The organism is Psychrobacter sp. Ps4 (assembly GCF_022129285.1).
In the GTDB taxonomy this organism is placed as follows: Bacteria; Pseudomonadota; Gammaproteobacteria; order Pseudomonadales; family Moraxellaceae; genus Psychrobacter; species Psychrobacter immobilis_A.
The window spans coordinates 147,980-162,934 of record NZ_JADQAK010000001.1 but is presented as its reverse complement, the minus strand read 5'-3'; the positions used below and the strand labels follow the sequence as shown (position 1 = coordinate 162,934).

At 43.1% G+C, this 14,955-nt stretch carries 10 protein-coding genes; 9 read left to right on the top strand and 1 reads right to left on the bottom strand.

Translation table 11 applies throughout. From position 1 onward, the window contains the following. The first annotated feature begins 62 nt into the window (after positions 1 to 62). The 3 genes from trpC to I3252_RS00650 all read left to right on the top strand — a co-directional run bounded on the left by trpC (position 63) and on the right by I3252_RS00650 (position 2,531). The gene (gene trpC, locus I3252_RS00660; protein WP_238033893.1) at positions 63 to 941 is read left to right on the top strand and encodes an indole-3-glycerol phosphate synthase TrpC; all 879 of its coding nucleotides are present in this window, start codon (positions 63 to 65) and stop codon (positions 939 to 941) included. A gap of 68 nt (positions 942 to 1,009) precedes the next feature. After that, on the top strand, positions 1,010 to 1,741 hold the full coding sequence (locus I3252_RS00655) for a Smr/MutS family protein (RefSeq protein ID WP_055124887.1): 732 nt from the start codon (positions 1,010 to 1,012) through the stop codon (positions 1,739 to 1,741). A 157-nt stretch (positions 1,742 to 1,898) separates the two neighbouring features. Beyond that, on the top strand, positions 1,899 to 2,531 hold the full coding sequence (locus I3252_RS00650; RefSeq protein ID WP_238033892.1) for a DNA-3-methyladenine glycosylase 2 family protein: 633 nt from the start codon (positions 1,899 to 1,901) through the stop codon (positions 2,529 to 2,531). Positions 2,532 to 2,705: 174 nt separating this feature from the next. Here I3252_RS00650 and I3252_RS00645 read toward each other — a convergent pair whose 3' ends face one another. After that, a complete protein-coding gene (locus I3252_RS00645) occupies positions 2,706 to 4,616 on the bottom strand; it encodes a mechanosensitive ion channel domain-containing protein (RefSeq protein WP_238033891.1) in 1,911 nt (636 codons plus the stop codon). A gap of 502 nt (positions 4,617 to 5,118) precedes the next feature. Here I3252_RS00645 and I3252_RS00640 point away from each other — a divergent pair. The 6 genes from I3252_RS00640 to I3252_RS00615 all read left to right on the top strand — a co-directional run bounded on the left by I3252_RS00640 (position 5,119) and on the right by I3252_RS00615 (position 14,733). After that, on the top strand, positions 5,119 to 7,065 hold the full coding sequence (locus I3252_RS00640; RefSeq protein WP_238033890.1) for a TonB-dependent receptor: 1,947 nt from the start codon (positions 5,119 to 5,121) through the stop codon (positions 7,063 to 7,065). Between the two features lie 358 nt (positions 7,066 to 7,423). Continuing rightward, on the top strand, positions 7,424 to 8,848 hold the full coding sequence (gene ahcY, locus I3252_RS00635; RefSeq protein WP_238033889.1) for an adenosylhomocysteinase: 1,425 nt from the start codon (positions 7,424 to 7,426) through the stop codon (positions 8,846 to 8,848). Between the two features lie 13 nt (positions 8,849 to 8,861). After that, a complete protein-coding gene (locus tag I3252_RS00630) occupies positions 8,862 to 9,707 on the top strand; it encodes a methylenetetrahydrofolate reductase (protein ID WP_193008082.1) in 846 nt (281 codons plus the stop codon). Between the two features lie 178 nt (positions 9,708 to 9,885). Next, on the top strand, positions 9,886 to 10,779 hold the full coding sequence (locus I3252_RS00625; RefSeq protein WP_238033888.1) for a 16S rRNA (uracil(1498)-N(3))-methyltransferase: 894 nt from the start codon (positions 9,886 to 9,888) through the stop codon (positions 10,777 to 10,779). 54 nt (positions 10,780 to 10,833) lie between these two features. After that, on the top strand, positions 10,834 to 12,546 hold the full coding sequence (locus I3252_RS00620; protein ID WP_238033887.1) for a sensor domain-containing phosphodiesterase: 1,713 nt from the start codon (positions 10,834 to 10,836) through the stop codon (positions 12,544 to 12,546). A 393-nt stretch (positions 12,547 to 12,939) separates the two neighbouring features. Continuing rightward, positions 12,940 to 14,733 carry an acyl-CoA dehydrogenase C-terminal domain-containing protein gene (locus I3252_RS00615; RefSeq protein ID WP_201614221.1) on the top strand — a complete coding sequence of 598 codons (1,794 nt, stop codon included), beginning with the start codon at positions 12,940 to 12,942 and terminating at the stop codon, positions 14,731 to 14,733. The last annotated feature ends 222 nt before the right edge of the window (positions 14,734 to 14,955 follow it).

Below are 14,955 nucleotides of genomic sequence, written 5' to 3'. Positions count from 1 at the left end.
CACCATTACTGTGCACTCTAGCTATTTTGTCTATTTACATTCAACGATATTCGGATACCAGCATGACTCATACAGAAACCAAGACCGATATTCCTTCCGTATTGCAACGCATTGTCGCCACTAAAGTGGAAGAAGTAAACGCCGCTTGCAAGGTATTATCTCTTGAAAAGATAAAAGCACAAGTAGCGGCGGATAACAAACCACGTCGTGGCTTCGCGGCGGCGCTGCGAGCGGCTAGCACTAAAGAGCATGGTATTGGTATCATCGCTGAGATTAAAAAAGCCTCTCCTTCTAAGGGAGTTATCAATCACAACTTCGCGCCTGCCCTATTTGCCAAGCAGTACGAGCAAGCGGGCGCCAGCTGTCTGTCTGTATTGACTGATCGCGATTATTTCCAAGGTGATGATAGCTATCTTATTCAAGCAGCTAATGCGGTAAGCCTACCCATACTGCGTAAAGATTTTATGATAGATGTGTACCAGATCTATCAATCTTATCTGATGGGAGCTGACTGTATTCTACTCATTATGGCCTGCCTTGACGACATCCAAGTACAAGAGCTGCATGCGCTAAGTATCGAATTGGGTATGGATGTATTGATAGAAGTCCATACTAAAGCCGAACTTGAACGTGCGCTACAGCTACCGCGCTCAGCGCATAATATTTACGGCATTAATAATCGTGATTTGAATACTTTCGATGTCGACTTGCAAACCACGCTAGATCTAAAAAATATTTTAATCGACGCACTGGCAGCTGATGTGGATAGCACGCTTAAACCGCTTATCGTCACCGAAAGTGGCATTCATAATAGCGCTGATATTCGTTTGATGTTAGATAATGACATTCAGCACTTTTTAATCGGTGAACAGTTCATGAAGACTGATCATCCTGGACAAGCGTTACAATCCTTACTTGCGGGCGTCGCAGCAGACGGGTAAAGTGGCTTAAGTCTACTGAACAGTTTAAATCAATCATTCATTCATCAACCAACGATACGTTAACTTCTATGTCAAACTCTCTATTTTCAAAAGAAATGCAAGACCAGCTCAAAGAGCTAAAAGGCCAACTTAGCAAAGGTCGCGATACCAATTCGCCTGAAGATGAAAACCAAAAGCCTACTGAGCCTGTCTCATTGCCCACGCAAAAGCAAGTAAACAAGACTGTCAAGCAAATGGCTAGCGAGCATATTGACGATGACAAAGTGCTGTTTATGCAAGCAATGCATGGCGTCAATCAGCTTGAAGACAAAAACGTTCGCTCTCCTGCCAATGCGAGCAAAGCAGGCAAACCTGATGCGACCACACTGTCTAAACGTGCGGCTGCCCAAGGCAGTGAAGCGAGTGACTTAGGTGCAGGCTTATCAGATATGCAAGCACTACTAAACCCTGTCGCTGCTGAGGCCTATTTATCTTACAAACAGCCGACTTTGCAGAATAAAATCTTTGATCAGCTTAAAAAAGGCAAGCTACGTTGGTATGACGCCGTAGATATTCATGGTTGTACCATCGAAGAAGCACGCGTGGCAATGACTCAACTCCTAAGCCAAGCAAAACAGAAAAACGAGACCATGGTAAAAATCGTCCATGGTAAAGGCAGTGAAGCCATTTTAAAAACCTGCGTCAATGGTTGGCTGCGTCAACTACCAGAAGTATTGGCATTTTGCTCTGCACCGCCAAAAGATGGGGGTAACGGTGCAGTATTGGTACTGCTCAAAAAATCTAAAGCTGATGGTGAATAGTTTTTAGTGTTAGAGTTAGTATGAAGAATCAAAAGGACTGCTTATTGGCAGTCCTTTTTGTTATGCTCATAAAATCATTATTTAATCTTTATCTACTACAGCCACTATATTTAACATCTAACGATAGCGGTATTTGCATAAATGAGGATAAGCATTTATGAGCATACAGACCACTGAGAACACGCAACAGCTACATGAACACATCATGGCTTTGATTGTTATCGAGCCAAGATTTTTGTCTATCTATGAACAAGTTGGTATTCCCAGTCTACGGCATAATATCGGCGGGTTTGAGCAGTTGATGCGAGCAATGGTTGGTCAACAGCTGTCTGTGGCAGCAGCAGCCAGTATTTGGCAACGATTACTTAATGCCGCCTTGACGAATCCACAGGCGATTATCAAAGCAACAGATGAGGACTTAAGAGCGCAAGGGTTATCTAAACAAAAAACCCGTTATATTCGCTCATTAGTCGATCATGATATAGACTTTGCTGCGTTAGAAATTTTGCCTGATGAAGAAGCAATAGAAGTGCTGACAGCCGTTACTGGTATTGGTCGCTGGACGGCTGAGATGTATTTATTATTCTCTCTGAAACGTGCAGACGTACTTGCGATCGATGATCTAGCGATTAAAGTAGCGGCGATGGCGTTATTAGGCTTAACGGAACGCCCAACGCCGAAACAGTTAAAGAATCTAACACAAGATTGGTCACCACATCGCAGCGCTGCCAGTCTGTTACTATGGTCATACTACGGCTTATTACGTAATCAAACCGCTGTCCCTTTATAATACCAAACACCAAAGTACGATTCACTATGTCAAACTCGCTTAGCTTAGCTTAGCTTAGCTTAAGCTTAGTCTAGCACTCGTTTTCTTTGCTGCTCTAATTTTTGTGGATGGTATAAGATGAACGCTTGATACTTACCTCAAGTGCTGATCTTATACAGCTTTCAATCCATAATTTTATGGCTGATTCCATATAGAAAAGCCAGATTTTCTTTTTGCGTACTTGAACTTGATCTTCTTTATCATACGGCTTTTATTTCTCAATGCCTTTAACGCATTGTCTTTTTTACTCTCTACGGATTTAGTCGTTTGCTGGCTGCTCTTTTCATCTGCCTTGACATTATCTTTACTCAAGTCCACGGCATGCTTATCATCGTTGCTGTTATCCTTATTGTCGCTAGCATCATCAGCATGGTCATCGTTTGACATGTCTTTTGTCGTTTCGGCGACGTTACCTTCCTTATTCTTATCTTCAATTTCGTTTTCTATGTGATGCTCAAGCTCAGTTTGATTGACAATAAGCTGCTGCGTTGGCAAAGCATGCTCGACATCATATTTCGCCACTTGGTTCAATAAATCAACAAACAAAACGTTCTGTTTGTCATAGAACTCAGTCACGCCATTAGCATTAACATACGCCTGTAATTGAATGATGTAGCAGTCTTGACGTAGCTCTAAAATATTGACCTGATTCCATTCTTGGTTGGTCAAATAATGCTCATCTATAAACTCATCCAAGTCCTTGACCATCTTAAAGACCACATCAATATCAGCAGTGCGTTTAATATATAACTGATGGAAGAAGCGAAACATATCGCGGGATGTAAAGTTTTCAATCTGCATCGATGAAAAATCACCGTTTGGTACAGTCACAACAGTGCGCGTCAAGGTGCGCACACGTGATGAGCGAATACCAATATCAATGACTGTGCCTTCATAAGTGCCAAACTTACAATAATCACCAATACGTACGGGCGAATCCGCCACGACCACGACACTACCAACAAGGTTTTCAATGGTTTTTTGCGCACCCAGTGCTAATGCCAAACCACCCACACCCAAGGCGGCAATACCCGTGGTCAAATCGAAACCCAAATTACCGAAGATAACAATCACGGCAAAGATCAGCAGCAACGCTTTGACCACTTTGCGTAGCAGCCCCAAGATAGAGACACGTTCAGTATAATTTTTCTTATAACTTAAGTTTACCGCACGAGTGAATATGGCATCGATGACTCGTAACAGCAACCAAGTTAATGCAAGCCAAGATGCAATCTCAGTAAAACGATTGATCGGTTCACGTAGCGTCACCGACACGCCTGCATACACCATCACTTCTGACAGTATCAGCGCCATAATGACCACTGCCAGCGGCAATACGACCTTATCAGGTAATGGCAATGGTACGCCGCGCACACGAGGATAGATGATTCGTAATAGATGGTACAGCAGCCATACCATGATATAAGTAAACACAAAGCTGCCGACAGTCATCATTAACGCTGCGGCTAAATCCGCCACTTGATAACCAAACAGCTTTTTGCCTTCTAAGGAATCAAAAGTATAGCGAGACACTAACGTTGGTTCGGTATTTTGTATGACTTCTGGTACTGAGCTGAGCGTATCCGTAGAAAACTGCCAGTACTGCTCTCCTTGCTTAGATACCACTCTTTCAAGTATCAGTGGCACACTTTTTTCACCCACATTAATCGCACCGACGTTTTCTTGGCTTGGTGGTAGCTGATCAGTTAGGTTGCCCTCAGGCGTATTATTAATCTGCAAATCAGGCTGAAAACGCCCACCTGCATCCAGCGCTTGCTTGAATTGACGAACGATTGTGGTTGGATTGTCAGACTTTGATAAGTTTAAATAATTACTCGCCAGCAGATAGTCATTTTCACCTAACGCACTGATGAAGCCCTGTACGGTATGGCGCGGTGTATCGCGTCCGAATGAATCTGGTATCGGCGTACTCGCCGACTCCTCACTGGTACTGCCACCCATTCCCAGTGCGCTAGCTTCAGCAGCAAATGCATTATTGGGTAACAACGCACTCAACAGCATCACAAGCAAAAATAAAATTGCCATTAGTGGCATTTTGATGATTGAGTATGGTGAAGACAACTTGGAACTAATAATCATAGGAATCAGGCGATACTTAATAGACAAAACAAACCTCTTAGCATTATGAATGGTACAACGAAGAACAAATGAGTGCTTCCCTATAATAGCAATTATTTATAACAGCAGTGCTTTTGATTACACGTTTTTATGGTCATCTATGTGAATGATCTGCTCTCACCTTTGCTTATGACTTCTGATTTTTTATTACCTTTCACGACACTCCTTATAAATATCTCCTATGAATGAGAGTGACAATCATTAAGTGAATAAACCGCAATCTATCATGAAAACTACTCAGCTTACCGTGAATAAACATTAGGTTAAAGTGGTTTATAAAGCGGTCTGTTTTGTAGATAATGAACGCAGTTTTGCTTGTCCACTGTTTTTTGTAATTTTTAGCCATATTAACGTCAGTATGGTTACTTTTTTCTCTGCATTTTTTAATATGATTATTTTGGAATTGACTATGTCTTTATCACGTTCATCTTCACGTACCTACCTTCGTTTGAGTATCTTAAGCGCATTGGGTTTACTTGCGGTTAACACAGCAATGGCAGTGACACCTGACGTTGCTACTATTAACGATAGCGAGCTACCACAAGTTGAGCTTGATGAAATCATCGTAACAGCAACCCGTACCCCCACTAAAACCAGTAATGTGATTGCACAAACTCGGGTTGTAGATAAAGAAGATTTAAAACGCTTTCAAGGTCAGACGGTTCTAGAAGTACTTAGACGGCAGCCAGGATTTAGCATTAAACAAGATGGTGGTATGGGTCAAAGCAGTAATTTCTATCTTCGCGGCTATGATAGTAAGCGTGTATTAGTGCTAATAGATGGTATTCGTTATGGCTCAATGTCAACAGGTCAGCCCGCTTTAGCCTTATTACCGACCGATCAAATTGATCGTATTGAAATTTTATACGGTGCTTCAGGCTCTAGCATTTATGGTTCAGATGCTATGGGCGGCGTCATTCAAATATTTACTAAAGGCAGTGACGTTGATCAAACTAACTTTTCTGTGACCGCAGGTGTTGGCTCACATGACCACTATGTTTATGGTGCAACAGCGCAGTTTGCAAATGCTCAAGGCGCAAAACTGAGTCTTTCCGCTAGTCGGAATCAAACTAAAGGTATCAGCGCGCTTGACAACCGAACAGGCAATGATAAAGATGACGATGGCTTTGAGAGCAATAACTTTGCCTTAAATGCTAGTATGCCTATTACTCAAAATATAAGCGTTGGCGCAACTGGACTTTTTTCTAAGTCAACGACAGAGTTTGATAACTTTAGTTTTGGACCAGGTCCCAATGCAGAGATTGATCAAGAGAATGGTGCCGTATCAGCATTTTCACAATACGAAAACGATAAGCTGGCAGTACGACTATCAGCGGGTCAGAGCTTGGATAAGATTGATAACAAAGTGGGCGATGCCTTTGAAACCAAACAGAAACAGGCGAATTTGATAAGCACTTATGAATTACCTGTAGGACAATTTCAAGCAGGTGCCGAATGGTTGCAGCAGGAAGTAGACCTTACAGATAACACTCCTAGTGCCGGCGGTAAAGACAGCTATAAAATAAATGACCGTGATATTAAGAGTGGCTTTGCTGGTTATCAAGTAAATGAGGATGCTTACGATTTTCAAGCCAATGTTCGTTTCGACGATAACTCACAATTTGGTCACGAAACTACATTTGGTCTTGGTTATGCTGTAAAGCTAGCGCCTAGCCTACGCCTAGGTACTAGCTTCGCTACTGGCTATAGAGCGCCTACTCTCAATGACTTATACATCGAGAGCGCTTACTATGTTCCAAATGAAGATTTAAAAGTCGAGAAGAGTAAAAATGTAGAAGTATTTATTGAATCTACCAATACGATACAAACTACTCGTTTGACTGGTTTTAATAGTGATGTCGACAATCTTATTGATAACAGATACGATGATAGTATTGACAAATATCAAGCACTGAACATTGATGAAGCAAGCTTGTCAGGTTATAGCTTTACCTCAGACTGGCAGCTCAGTAATATTTTATTTGGTGGTCAATACACTCGCACCAATGCTGAAGAGGACTCAGGAGCTAACAAAGGCAAACAATTAGTGTATCGCCCTGAAAATACTGGCCTGGTATATATAGGTTACCAAGCTGCAGAGTTCGATATTCGTACTGAAGCAGAATATGTGGGTAAAACCTATAATGTTGCAGATAATAGCACTTTTATAGAGGACTATACGTTATTCAATATCAGTGGTAATTATTACTTGAGTCCAAATCTGACATGGACAAGTCGTATTAACAATTTGACTAACGTAGATTACTCAACTAATGAGAGTTTTGGTCAATATGCTTCGCGTTACAATCAAGACGGCACCAACTTCTTCACATCTCTAACCTATAACTGGTACTAATTTTCTCTTAGTACTATTTGGACTGTCTGAAATGAGAATAAAAAAGGTCATCCATCGATGGCCTTTTTTATTGCTACATATTACCGCTTCCCATCTTACGTGCCTATACCGTCAGCTATTTATGTTATCCAAGAGGTGACAATTCATGACTCATCAATTACAATAACGACCTCCGAGAGGTGTTGCGCCATAATATCTGATAGTGCATTTAGGCTTTAAAGCCCTGCTAATCAGTCCTTATGTTAGGCTCGGTAACTGTTATGCGCTCATTATTTTATCTGAGCATTTGACAGCGCAAACAACGGCACCTGCGTTTTTATTCTTTTTATCAATCATTTACCACTGATAGGAGCATATTATGGACGCAGTGTCTAACACCCCATCTGCCCATACGATCGATCCCTCTTTCACCGACTATAAAGTCGCCGACATCAGCCTTGCTGATTACGGTCGCCGTGAAATCACGCTAGCCGAAGCTGAAATGCCTGCCCTAATGGGTTTGCGTCGTCGCTACGAAGCCGACCAACCGCTTAAAGGCGCGAAAATCGCTGGCTGTATCCACATGACCATCCAAACGGCTGTCCTTATCGAAACACTCGTCGCGCTAGGTGCTGAAGTACGCTGGACATCATGTAACATCTTCTCAACCCAAGACCATGCTGCTGCGGCGATTGCTGCTGCGGGTATCTCTGTTTATGCTTGGAAAGGCGAAACCGAAGAAGAGTACGAGTGGTGCTTACGTCAACAAATCCATGTTGGCGGTGAAGCATCAGGTCAGCTTTGGGATGCTAACTTAATCTTAGATGACGGCGGTGATTTGACCGCATTGATTCATAATGATTATGCTGAATTGCTGGATAATATTCATGGTATTTCAGAAGAGACGACTACAGGCGTCCATCGCTTGGTTGAGATGCTAAATAAAGGCACGCTTAAAGTACCAGCTATCAACGTCAATGACGCGGTTACTAAGTCTAAAAATGACAACAAATACGGTTGCCGTCATAGCTTAAACGACGCTATCAAACGTGCTACTGATATGTTCCTTGCTGGTCGCCGCGCCTTAGTCATCGGTTATGGCGATGTAGGTAAAGGTTCTACGCAAAGCTTACGTCAAGAAGGCATGATCGTCCGTGTCTCCGAAGTCGATCCTATCTGTGCTATGCAGGCTTGTATGGACGGCTTTGAAGTATTGTCACCTTATATCAACGGCGATAACACTGGCGGCGCAGAAAACATCAACACCCGTCTGCTTGAAGATACAGATATGATTGTCACCACTACCGGTAACTACCATGTTTGTGACAGACATATGCTAGCGGCTCTTAAACCAGGTGCTGTCGTTTGTAATATCGGTCACTTTGACACCGAAATCGACACGCAGTTTATGCGTGATAACTGGCGCTGGGTTGAGATTAAGCCACAAGTGCATCAAATCTTCCGCTCAGACGATGAAAACGATTATTTGATTCTGCTTGCTGAAGGTCGTCTAGTGAACTTGGGTAATGCAACCGGTCACCCATCGCGCGTAATGGACGGCTCATTTGCCAACCAAGTATTGGCGCAAATGTATCTGTTCGAAGAAAAATTCGCTGACTTGCCAGCAGATAAGCGCAATGATAACTTATACGTTAAAGTCTTACCGAAAAAGCTAGACGAAGAAGTGGCTGCGGCGATGGTTGCTGGTTTTAACGGTACGCTAACTAAGCTGACTGAAAAACAAGCGGAGTATTTAGGCGTACCTGTCGAAGGTCCATTTAAGCCTGACGCTTATAAATACTAATAGGAGCCAGACTGTGACTAAGCCTGCTTTCTCCTTTGAGTTTTTCCCTGCCAAAACCGAGCTAGGTCATGAAAAACTACTCAGTACTTATGATGAGCTGAATAAGCTATCACCTGCGTATTTTTCAGTGACCTACGGTGCTGGTGGTTCAACCCGAAATCGCACTTTAGATATCGTCCAAGCACTATGCGCACGCGGTGATACTGACATTGCGCCGCATATATCTTGTATCGGTGATGATAAGGCGGAAATCGCTGAATTGCTCGATCTGTATAAAGGTTTGGGCATCAAGCGCTTAGTCGCCCTGCGTGGTGATTTACCGTCAGGTCAAGTCGGTATGGGCGAGCTGCCGTTTGCGTTAGACTTGGTTAAGTTTATCCGTGAACATTCAGGCGATCATTTCCATATCGAGGTCGCAGCGTATCCTGAAATGCATCCACAAGCGCGTAGCTTTGCATTTGATGTTGACAACTTGGTCAATAAATACCAAGCGGGTGCTAATGCATCGATTACTCAGTTTTTCTATAACGCTGATAGTTACTTATATTTGCGTGATACCTTAGAGAAGCGTGGTATCGATACGGTTGCTCAGCCTTTAATCGCTGGTATCATGCCAATTACTAACTCAAGTAATTTGGTACGCTTTGCCGATAGCTGTGGCGCTGATATTCCGCGTTATGTACGTAAGCAGTTGTCTGACTTTGGCGATGACCGCAAAGCCATTCGTGAATTTGGTTTTGATGTCGTCTATCGTTTATGCGAGCGCTTAATTGCTGAGGGTGTACCTGCCATGCATTTTTATAGCATGAATAAGGTTGAGCCAAACAAGCGCTTGGTTGAAGCACTCGGCTTAGCTTAATTGCTCATCGTATTTATCGAATGTATTTTTTAAAGACTGGCGTTCCTAGGAGCGCCAGTCTTTTTGGTATAAGAATTGCACTAATGCAAATTCTACTAAAGATAATCCCTTTACCCTCTCAAACGATATTCTGCTAAGATATTTGAAAATATTATTCAAACAATAGGACTAAGCAACTGTGCGACGTTTTTTTTATGACACCAGCAATGACATCAGTGATGAAAGAGGCTCACTCCATCCTCAACTTAGCACCTTGGCTATTGGAGATAGTGCCGAATTAACAGAGAGTATCGTCCATCATTGGTGCCGTGTATTGCGTGCCAATATTGGCGATCAAGGCATATTATTCGATGGCTTTGGCGGCGAGTATCAGGTGCAGCTACAAGCCATCAGTAAAAAACACGCCACTGTGACATTATTAGCACATGTAGATACTGACCGAAGTGCCGCTGTCTTCACTAAGATCGGTCTAGTGATGAGCCGCGGTGAACGCATGGACTATGCGATTCAAAAATCCACCGAGCTTGGTGTCACTGCTATTCAATTGCTAAGTAGCCATCATGGCGAGGTCAATCTAAAGCCTGCCCAAGTAGAAAAAAAACTGGCACATTGGCAGCAAGTTGCCATTGCCGCGTGTGAACAATGCGGTCTTAACCGTCCACCGCTTATTATTGCGCCTGTGTCCATAAATGACTGGTTAAAAAAGTCAGTGACTCACTCTTCCGATGCGCAAATGGACGTGCGCCCTCCTACTACCAGTACTATTGTCACAACCCTTAGCCAAGACCCTTATTATCAAATATTACAACAACCAGCAGATTTGCGTCTGCAATTGAGCGTACCAGCTGCAGGACAACCAGCAACGCCTAAGTCGCTACCAACAGTCTTAACGCAACAATCTCCTTATATTGAGCTGCTAATAGGCCCTGAAGGTGGTCTGAGTGTTGATGAATGCCAGCAAGCAGCCAAAGCTGGTTTTGAACCTTGGCAAATTGGCTCAAGAATCTTACGCACCGAGACTGCACCCGTGGTGGCGTTGGCGACTCTGCATGCTTTGAGCTATTATGAGTAAATACCATATGCGTAATCCTAACTGCTGCTCTATTTCGATATGATGAGTCCAACTATGACTGCTTTCGCCCCTATTTCCATCGCAGACAAGCAGCAACTGCTGGCCGAGTTATGTGAGCAGCTTGATGATGCAATATTCATCTTGGATGCCCATTTACGCTATCTATCGGTCAATGCCAGTTATGAGATTATCATTGGCTACAGTGAGTCATTTTTGCTTGGCAGACCACTTGGTGTTTATGCAGCAGAATTTTTATCAGATGAGGAAAGGGCCGTTTTAGCAGATATCACTGACCATTTAGACTGCAATGGTTTTTATGAAAACGACTTTTCGATGCTGAACCGTTATGGACAAACACTTGACTGTCACATGACTTATCGCAAAATCTGTGTCAATCATAAGACTTACTATATCGGTATGGTGCGTGATATGTCCTCGGTCGTCAAGGATCAAAAGCAAGTGGCGCATTTGCTCAATTATGATCAATTGACTGGGTTACCAAACCGTAAAGTTTTCTTGAGTCAGACCAGCGACCTATTGTTGGACAGCTATCAGGAAGTCGTAATTGTGCGCTTCAATATTGACCGTTATCGCAATCTAGCAAGCTTGCTTGGCCCTGACGGCATCAACACCTTGGTAAAAAACTTTGTCACACGCCTGAAGAACCTCAAGCTCGATAATTTACAGTGTTTTTCTCATTTTGGCGGCGATGATTTTGCGTTATTATTCGAATCCAATGACGCTAATATGGTACGTCATCAGCTAGACAGCTTAATGCAAATGTGTGAACGCCCCTTCTCCTTAGATGAAAACACTGCGACAGACGCCAAGATTTATTGTCATATTTCCGTCGGGGTCAGTTACTTTCCCACTAACGACGACGAAGTGACAGGATTATTGACCAAGGCTGAAAAAGCGCTGCATTATGTCAAGCAGCAAGGTGGTGATGACATTTGCTGGTATGATACGGCCATTGACGAAGCCACTGCGGGTAGCTTGCAGTTAGAGGCGGAACTTAGAGCCGCTACCACTGAAAATCAGTTTGTTCCTTATTATCAACCAAAGTTTGAGCTGGCTACGGGCATCATTATTGGTTTTGAAGCGCTGGTACGTTGGCAACACCCGACTCGCGGGCTGCTAAAGCCGATACATTTTATCAATGCCATTATCACTCATAAACTGTCGTTTGAGCTGTTCTCGCACATGGCGGTTCAAATTGCTAAGCAGTTATCGACTTGGCAACAGCAAGGATTTTGTCAACATATCTGTATCAATGCAGATGCTGCCGAATTTAGCCTCCCTGAGTTTTCTGAGATGGTGAGCAGTTTACTGGTGCAACACCGTATTTCTGCGCATCAGCTACATATTGAAGTCACTGAATCATCGTTAATTCAGCGTCATGCAAATGTCAAAAAACAGCTTAATTTGCTCAAAGAGCTGGGAATTTGTTTGGCGTTGGATGACTTTGGCACCGGTTATGCCTCTTTGAGTTACTTACAAGAATATCCGTTTGATTTTATTAAAATTGACAAAAGTTTTATATCCAACATCGACACCGATCGTACCCAACATGCCATTGTAAAAGCTATTTTAGACTTGGCAATGGCACTTGATATGCAGGTAGTCGCCGAAGGCATCGAAACCGAACAACAGCGCGATGTGTTGCTAAAAATGGGCTGTCAACAGGGTCAAGGCTATTGGTTTGGCAAACCAGTGCCAGCAGAGGCTGCGACTGAGATGTTGATTCAGCAGTACGCCGCCAAATAAACCCCCTTTAACGGATGTTTATTTATCCAGTATCATTAGTATTTTCATATGCTTATTCGCATGTCCTCTTAACGCCTAACGTCGATTGTATAACCGATGCAAGATAGGTTCATGACTTATCAGTGCTGTCACCAAACTTGTATAATCCCCTCTGAAAGCCTATCTTTTATAGTGAATTTGTTAGAGCTTATTAAGTTTCAAGCTTACTCTGACCATCGCCATTCTTTTCAATACTATTTTATATAGCCGACAACATCGTCAATCTGCATTATTGCCTAGCAATTATATGGGCTCGTTAGATTAATATGGGCTGGACTTGTGCACTAAATAACAGTGCAGTCATGTGCCTACCCTTGATGATGATTGGTTATATTCTCAAAAGGACAGGAAGTTATGCAATACAAAGCGCCCTTACGTGACATTCAATTCGTGATGCATGAGTTACTCGACAGCGAAAGCCATTATAAAACCCTGCCAGCATTCCAAGAAGCGGATCGCGAGCTAATGGACAGCCTGTTTGAAATGGCGGCAAGCTTTGCTGAAAATGAGCTATCACCATTGAATCAAAGTGGTGACGCTGAAGGCTGCCAGTTTAACAATGGTCAAGTCACTACGCCAAAGGGCTTTAAAGAAGCATACAAAGCGTATTGTGAGCTTGGTTTTCCAGCCTTATCTGCTGAAGAAGACTTCGGTGGTCAAAACATGCCGTTTTCATTATCGACCGTCATTAATGAAATGGTTGGTACGGCTAACTGGTCATTCTCTATGTACCCTGGTTTATCGCATGGTGCCATTCAAACCATCGAGCATCACGGTACGGATGAGCAAAAAGACATATATTTAGAAAAAATGATCAGCGGTGAATGGTCAGGCACCATGTGCTTGACTGAAGCACATGCAGGTTCTGATCTGGGTATTATCCGTACCAAAGCTGAGCCTAAAGAAGATGGCAGCTATAGCATCACTGGTCAAAAAATCTTCATTTCAGCGGGTGAGCATGACTTAACGGACAATATCATTCACATTGTCTTGGCTCGTCTACCAGGCGCGCCTGCTGGCACAAAAGGCATCTCACTGTTTATCGTTCCTAAGGTAACGGTCAACGAAGATGGTAGCCTAGGTGAAAACAATAACGTCGTTTGTGGCTCTATCGAACACAAAATGGGTATCAAAGCCTCAGCCACTTGCGTGATGAACTTTGATGGCGCAACGGGTTATCTGATTGGCCCTGAAAACCGTGGTCTACAATGCATGTTTACCTTTATGAACGTGGCGCGTATTGGTACCGCAGTGCAAGGTTTAACCGCAGCAGAATATGCGTTCCAAGGCTCATTGACTTATGCCAAAGATCGTCTAGCGATGCGTTCATTATCTGGTGTTAAAGCCCCTGAAAAAGCAGCTGACCCTATCATCGTTCATCCAGCGGTTCGTAACATGCTGTTGACTGAAAAAGCCTTTGCTGAAGGTGGTCGTGCTTTAGTCTATTACCTCTCACATTTTGCCGATACCGTCGCAAAAGGCGAAGGCGATGCGCTTAAATTTGCTGATCAAATGTTGTCACTATTGACACCTATTGCTAAAGCTTTCTTGACTGAAACGGGTCTAGAAGCGGCTAACCATGGCGTACAGGTTTATGGTGGTCATGGCTTTATCAGCGAATGGGGCATGGAGCAAAACGTGCGTGATACGCGTATTGCTTGCTTATACGAAGGTACTACTGAAATCCAAGCACTCGATCTACTAGGTCGTAAAGTATTGGGCTCACAAGGCAAACTGCTTGCAAACTTTGTTAAAATCATTCAGACATTCTGTGAAGAAAATAAAGAAAACGACGAGATGGGTCAGTTTATTCGCCCACTTGCCAAACACCTTAAAGAATGGGGTGATTTGACTGCACGCATCGGCATGCAAGCCACTGAAAACCCAGATGCAGTTGGCGGCGCTGCGGTTGATTACATGTATTTCAGCGGTTATGTAACGCTAGCCTACTTATGGGCACGCATGGCATTAGTAGCACAAACTGAACTTGCTAACGGTACTAGCGAACAAGCCTTCTACGACGCGAAAGTAAAAACCGCGCAGTTCTACTTTGCTAAGCTATTGCCACGTACCACCACTCACGTACAGCGTATCAGCACTGGTGTTGAACCATACATGAGCATGGACGTTGATCAGTTCGCTTTTTAATTAGACGTTAAATACTGCTAATACTGTATTTTTATCGGCAACATACTCAGGTGTGTTGCCGATTTTCTTAGCGCTATTAAAATTAATAACGAGTAGAGTCAACACTGTCAAAAAACCTAACCTTTTGTAAAAACCTATTCTTATTTTTATAAAGGCTATCCTTTATCAATACTTTTGGTGTACGCACAATTCACGAAGAAACACACCCGTGCGCAAGCTTAT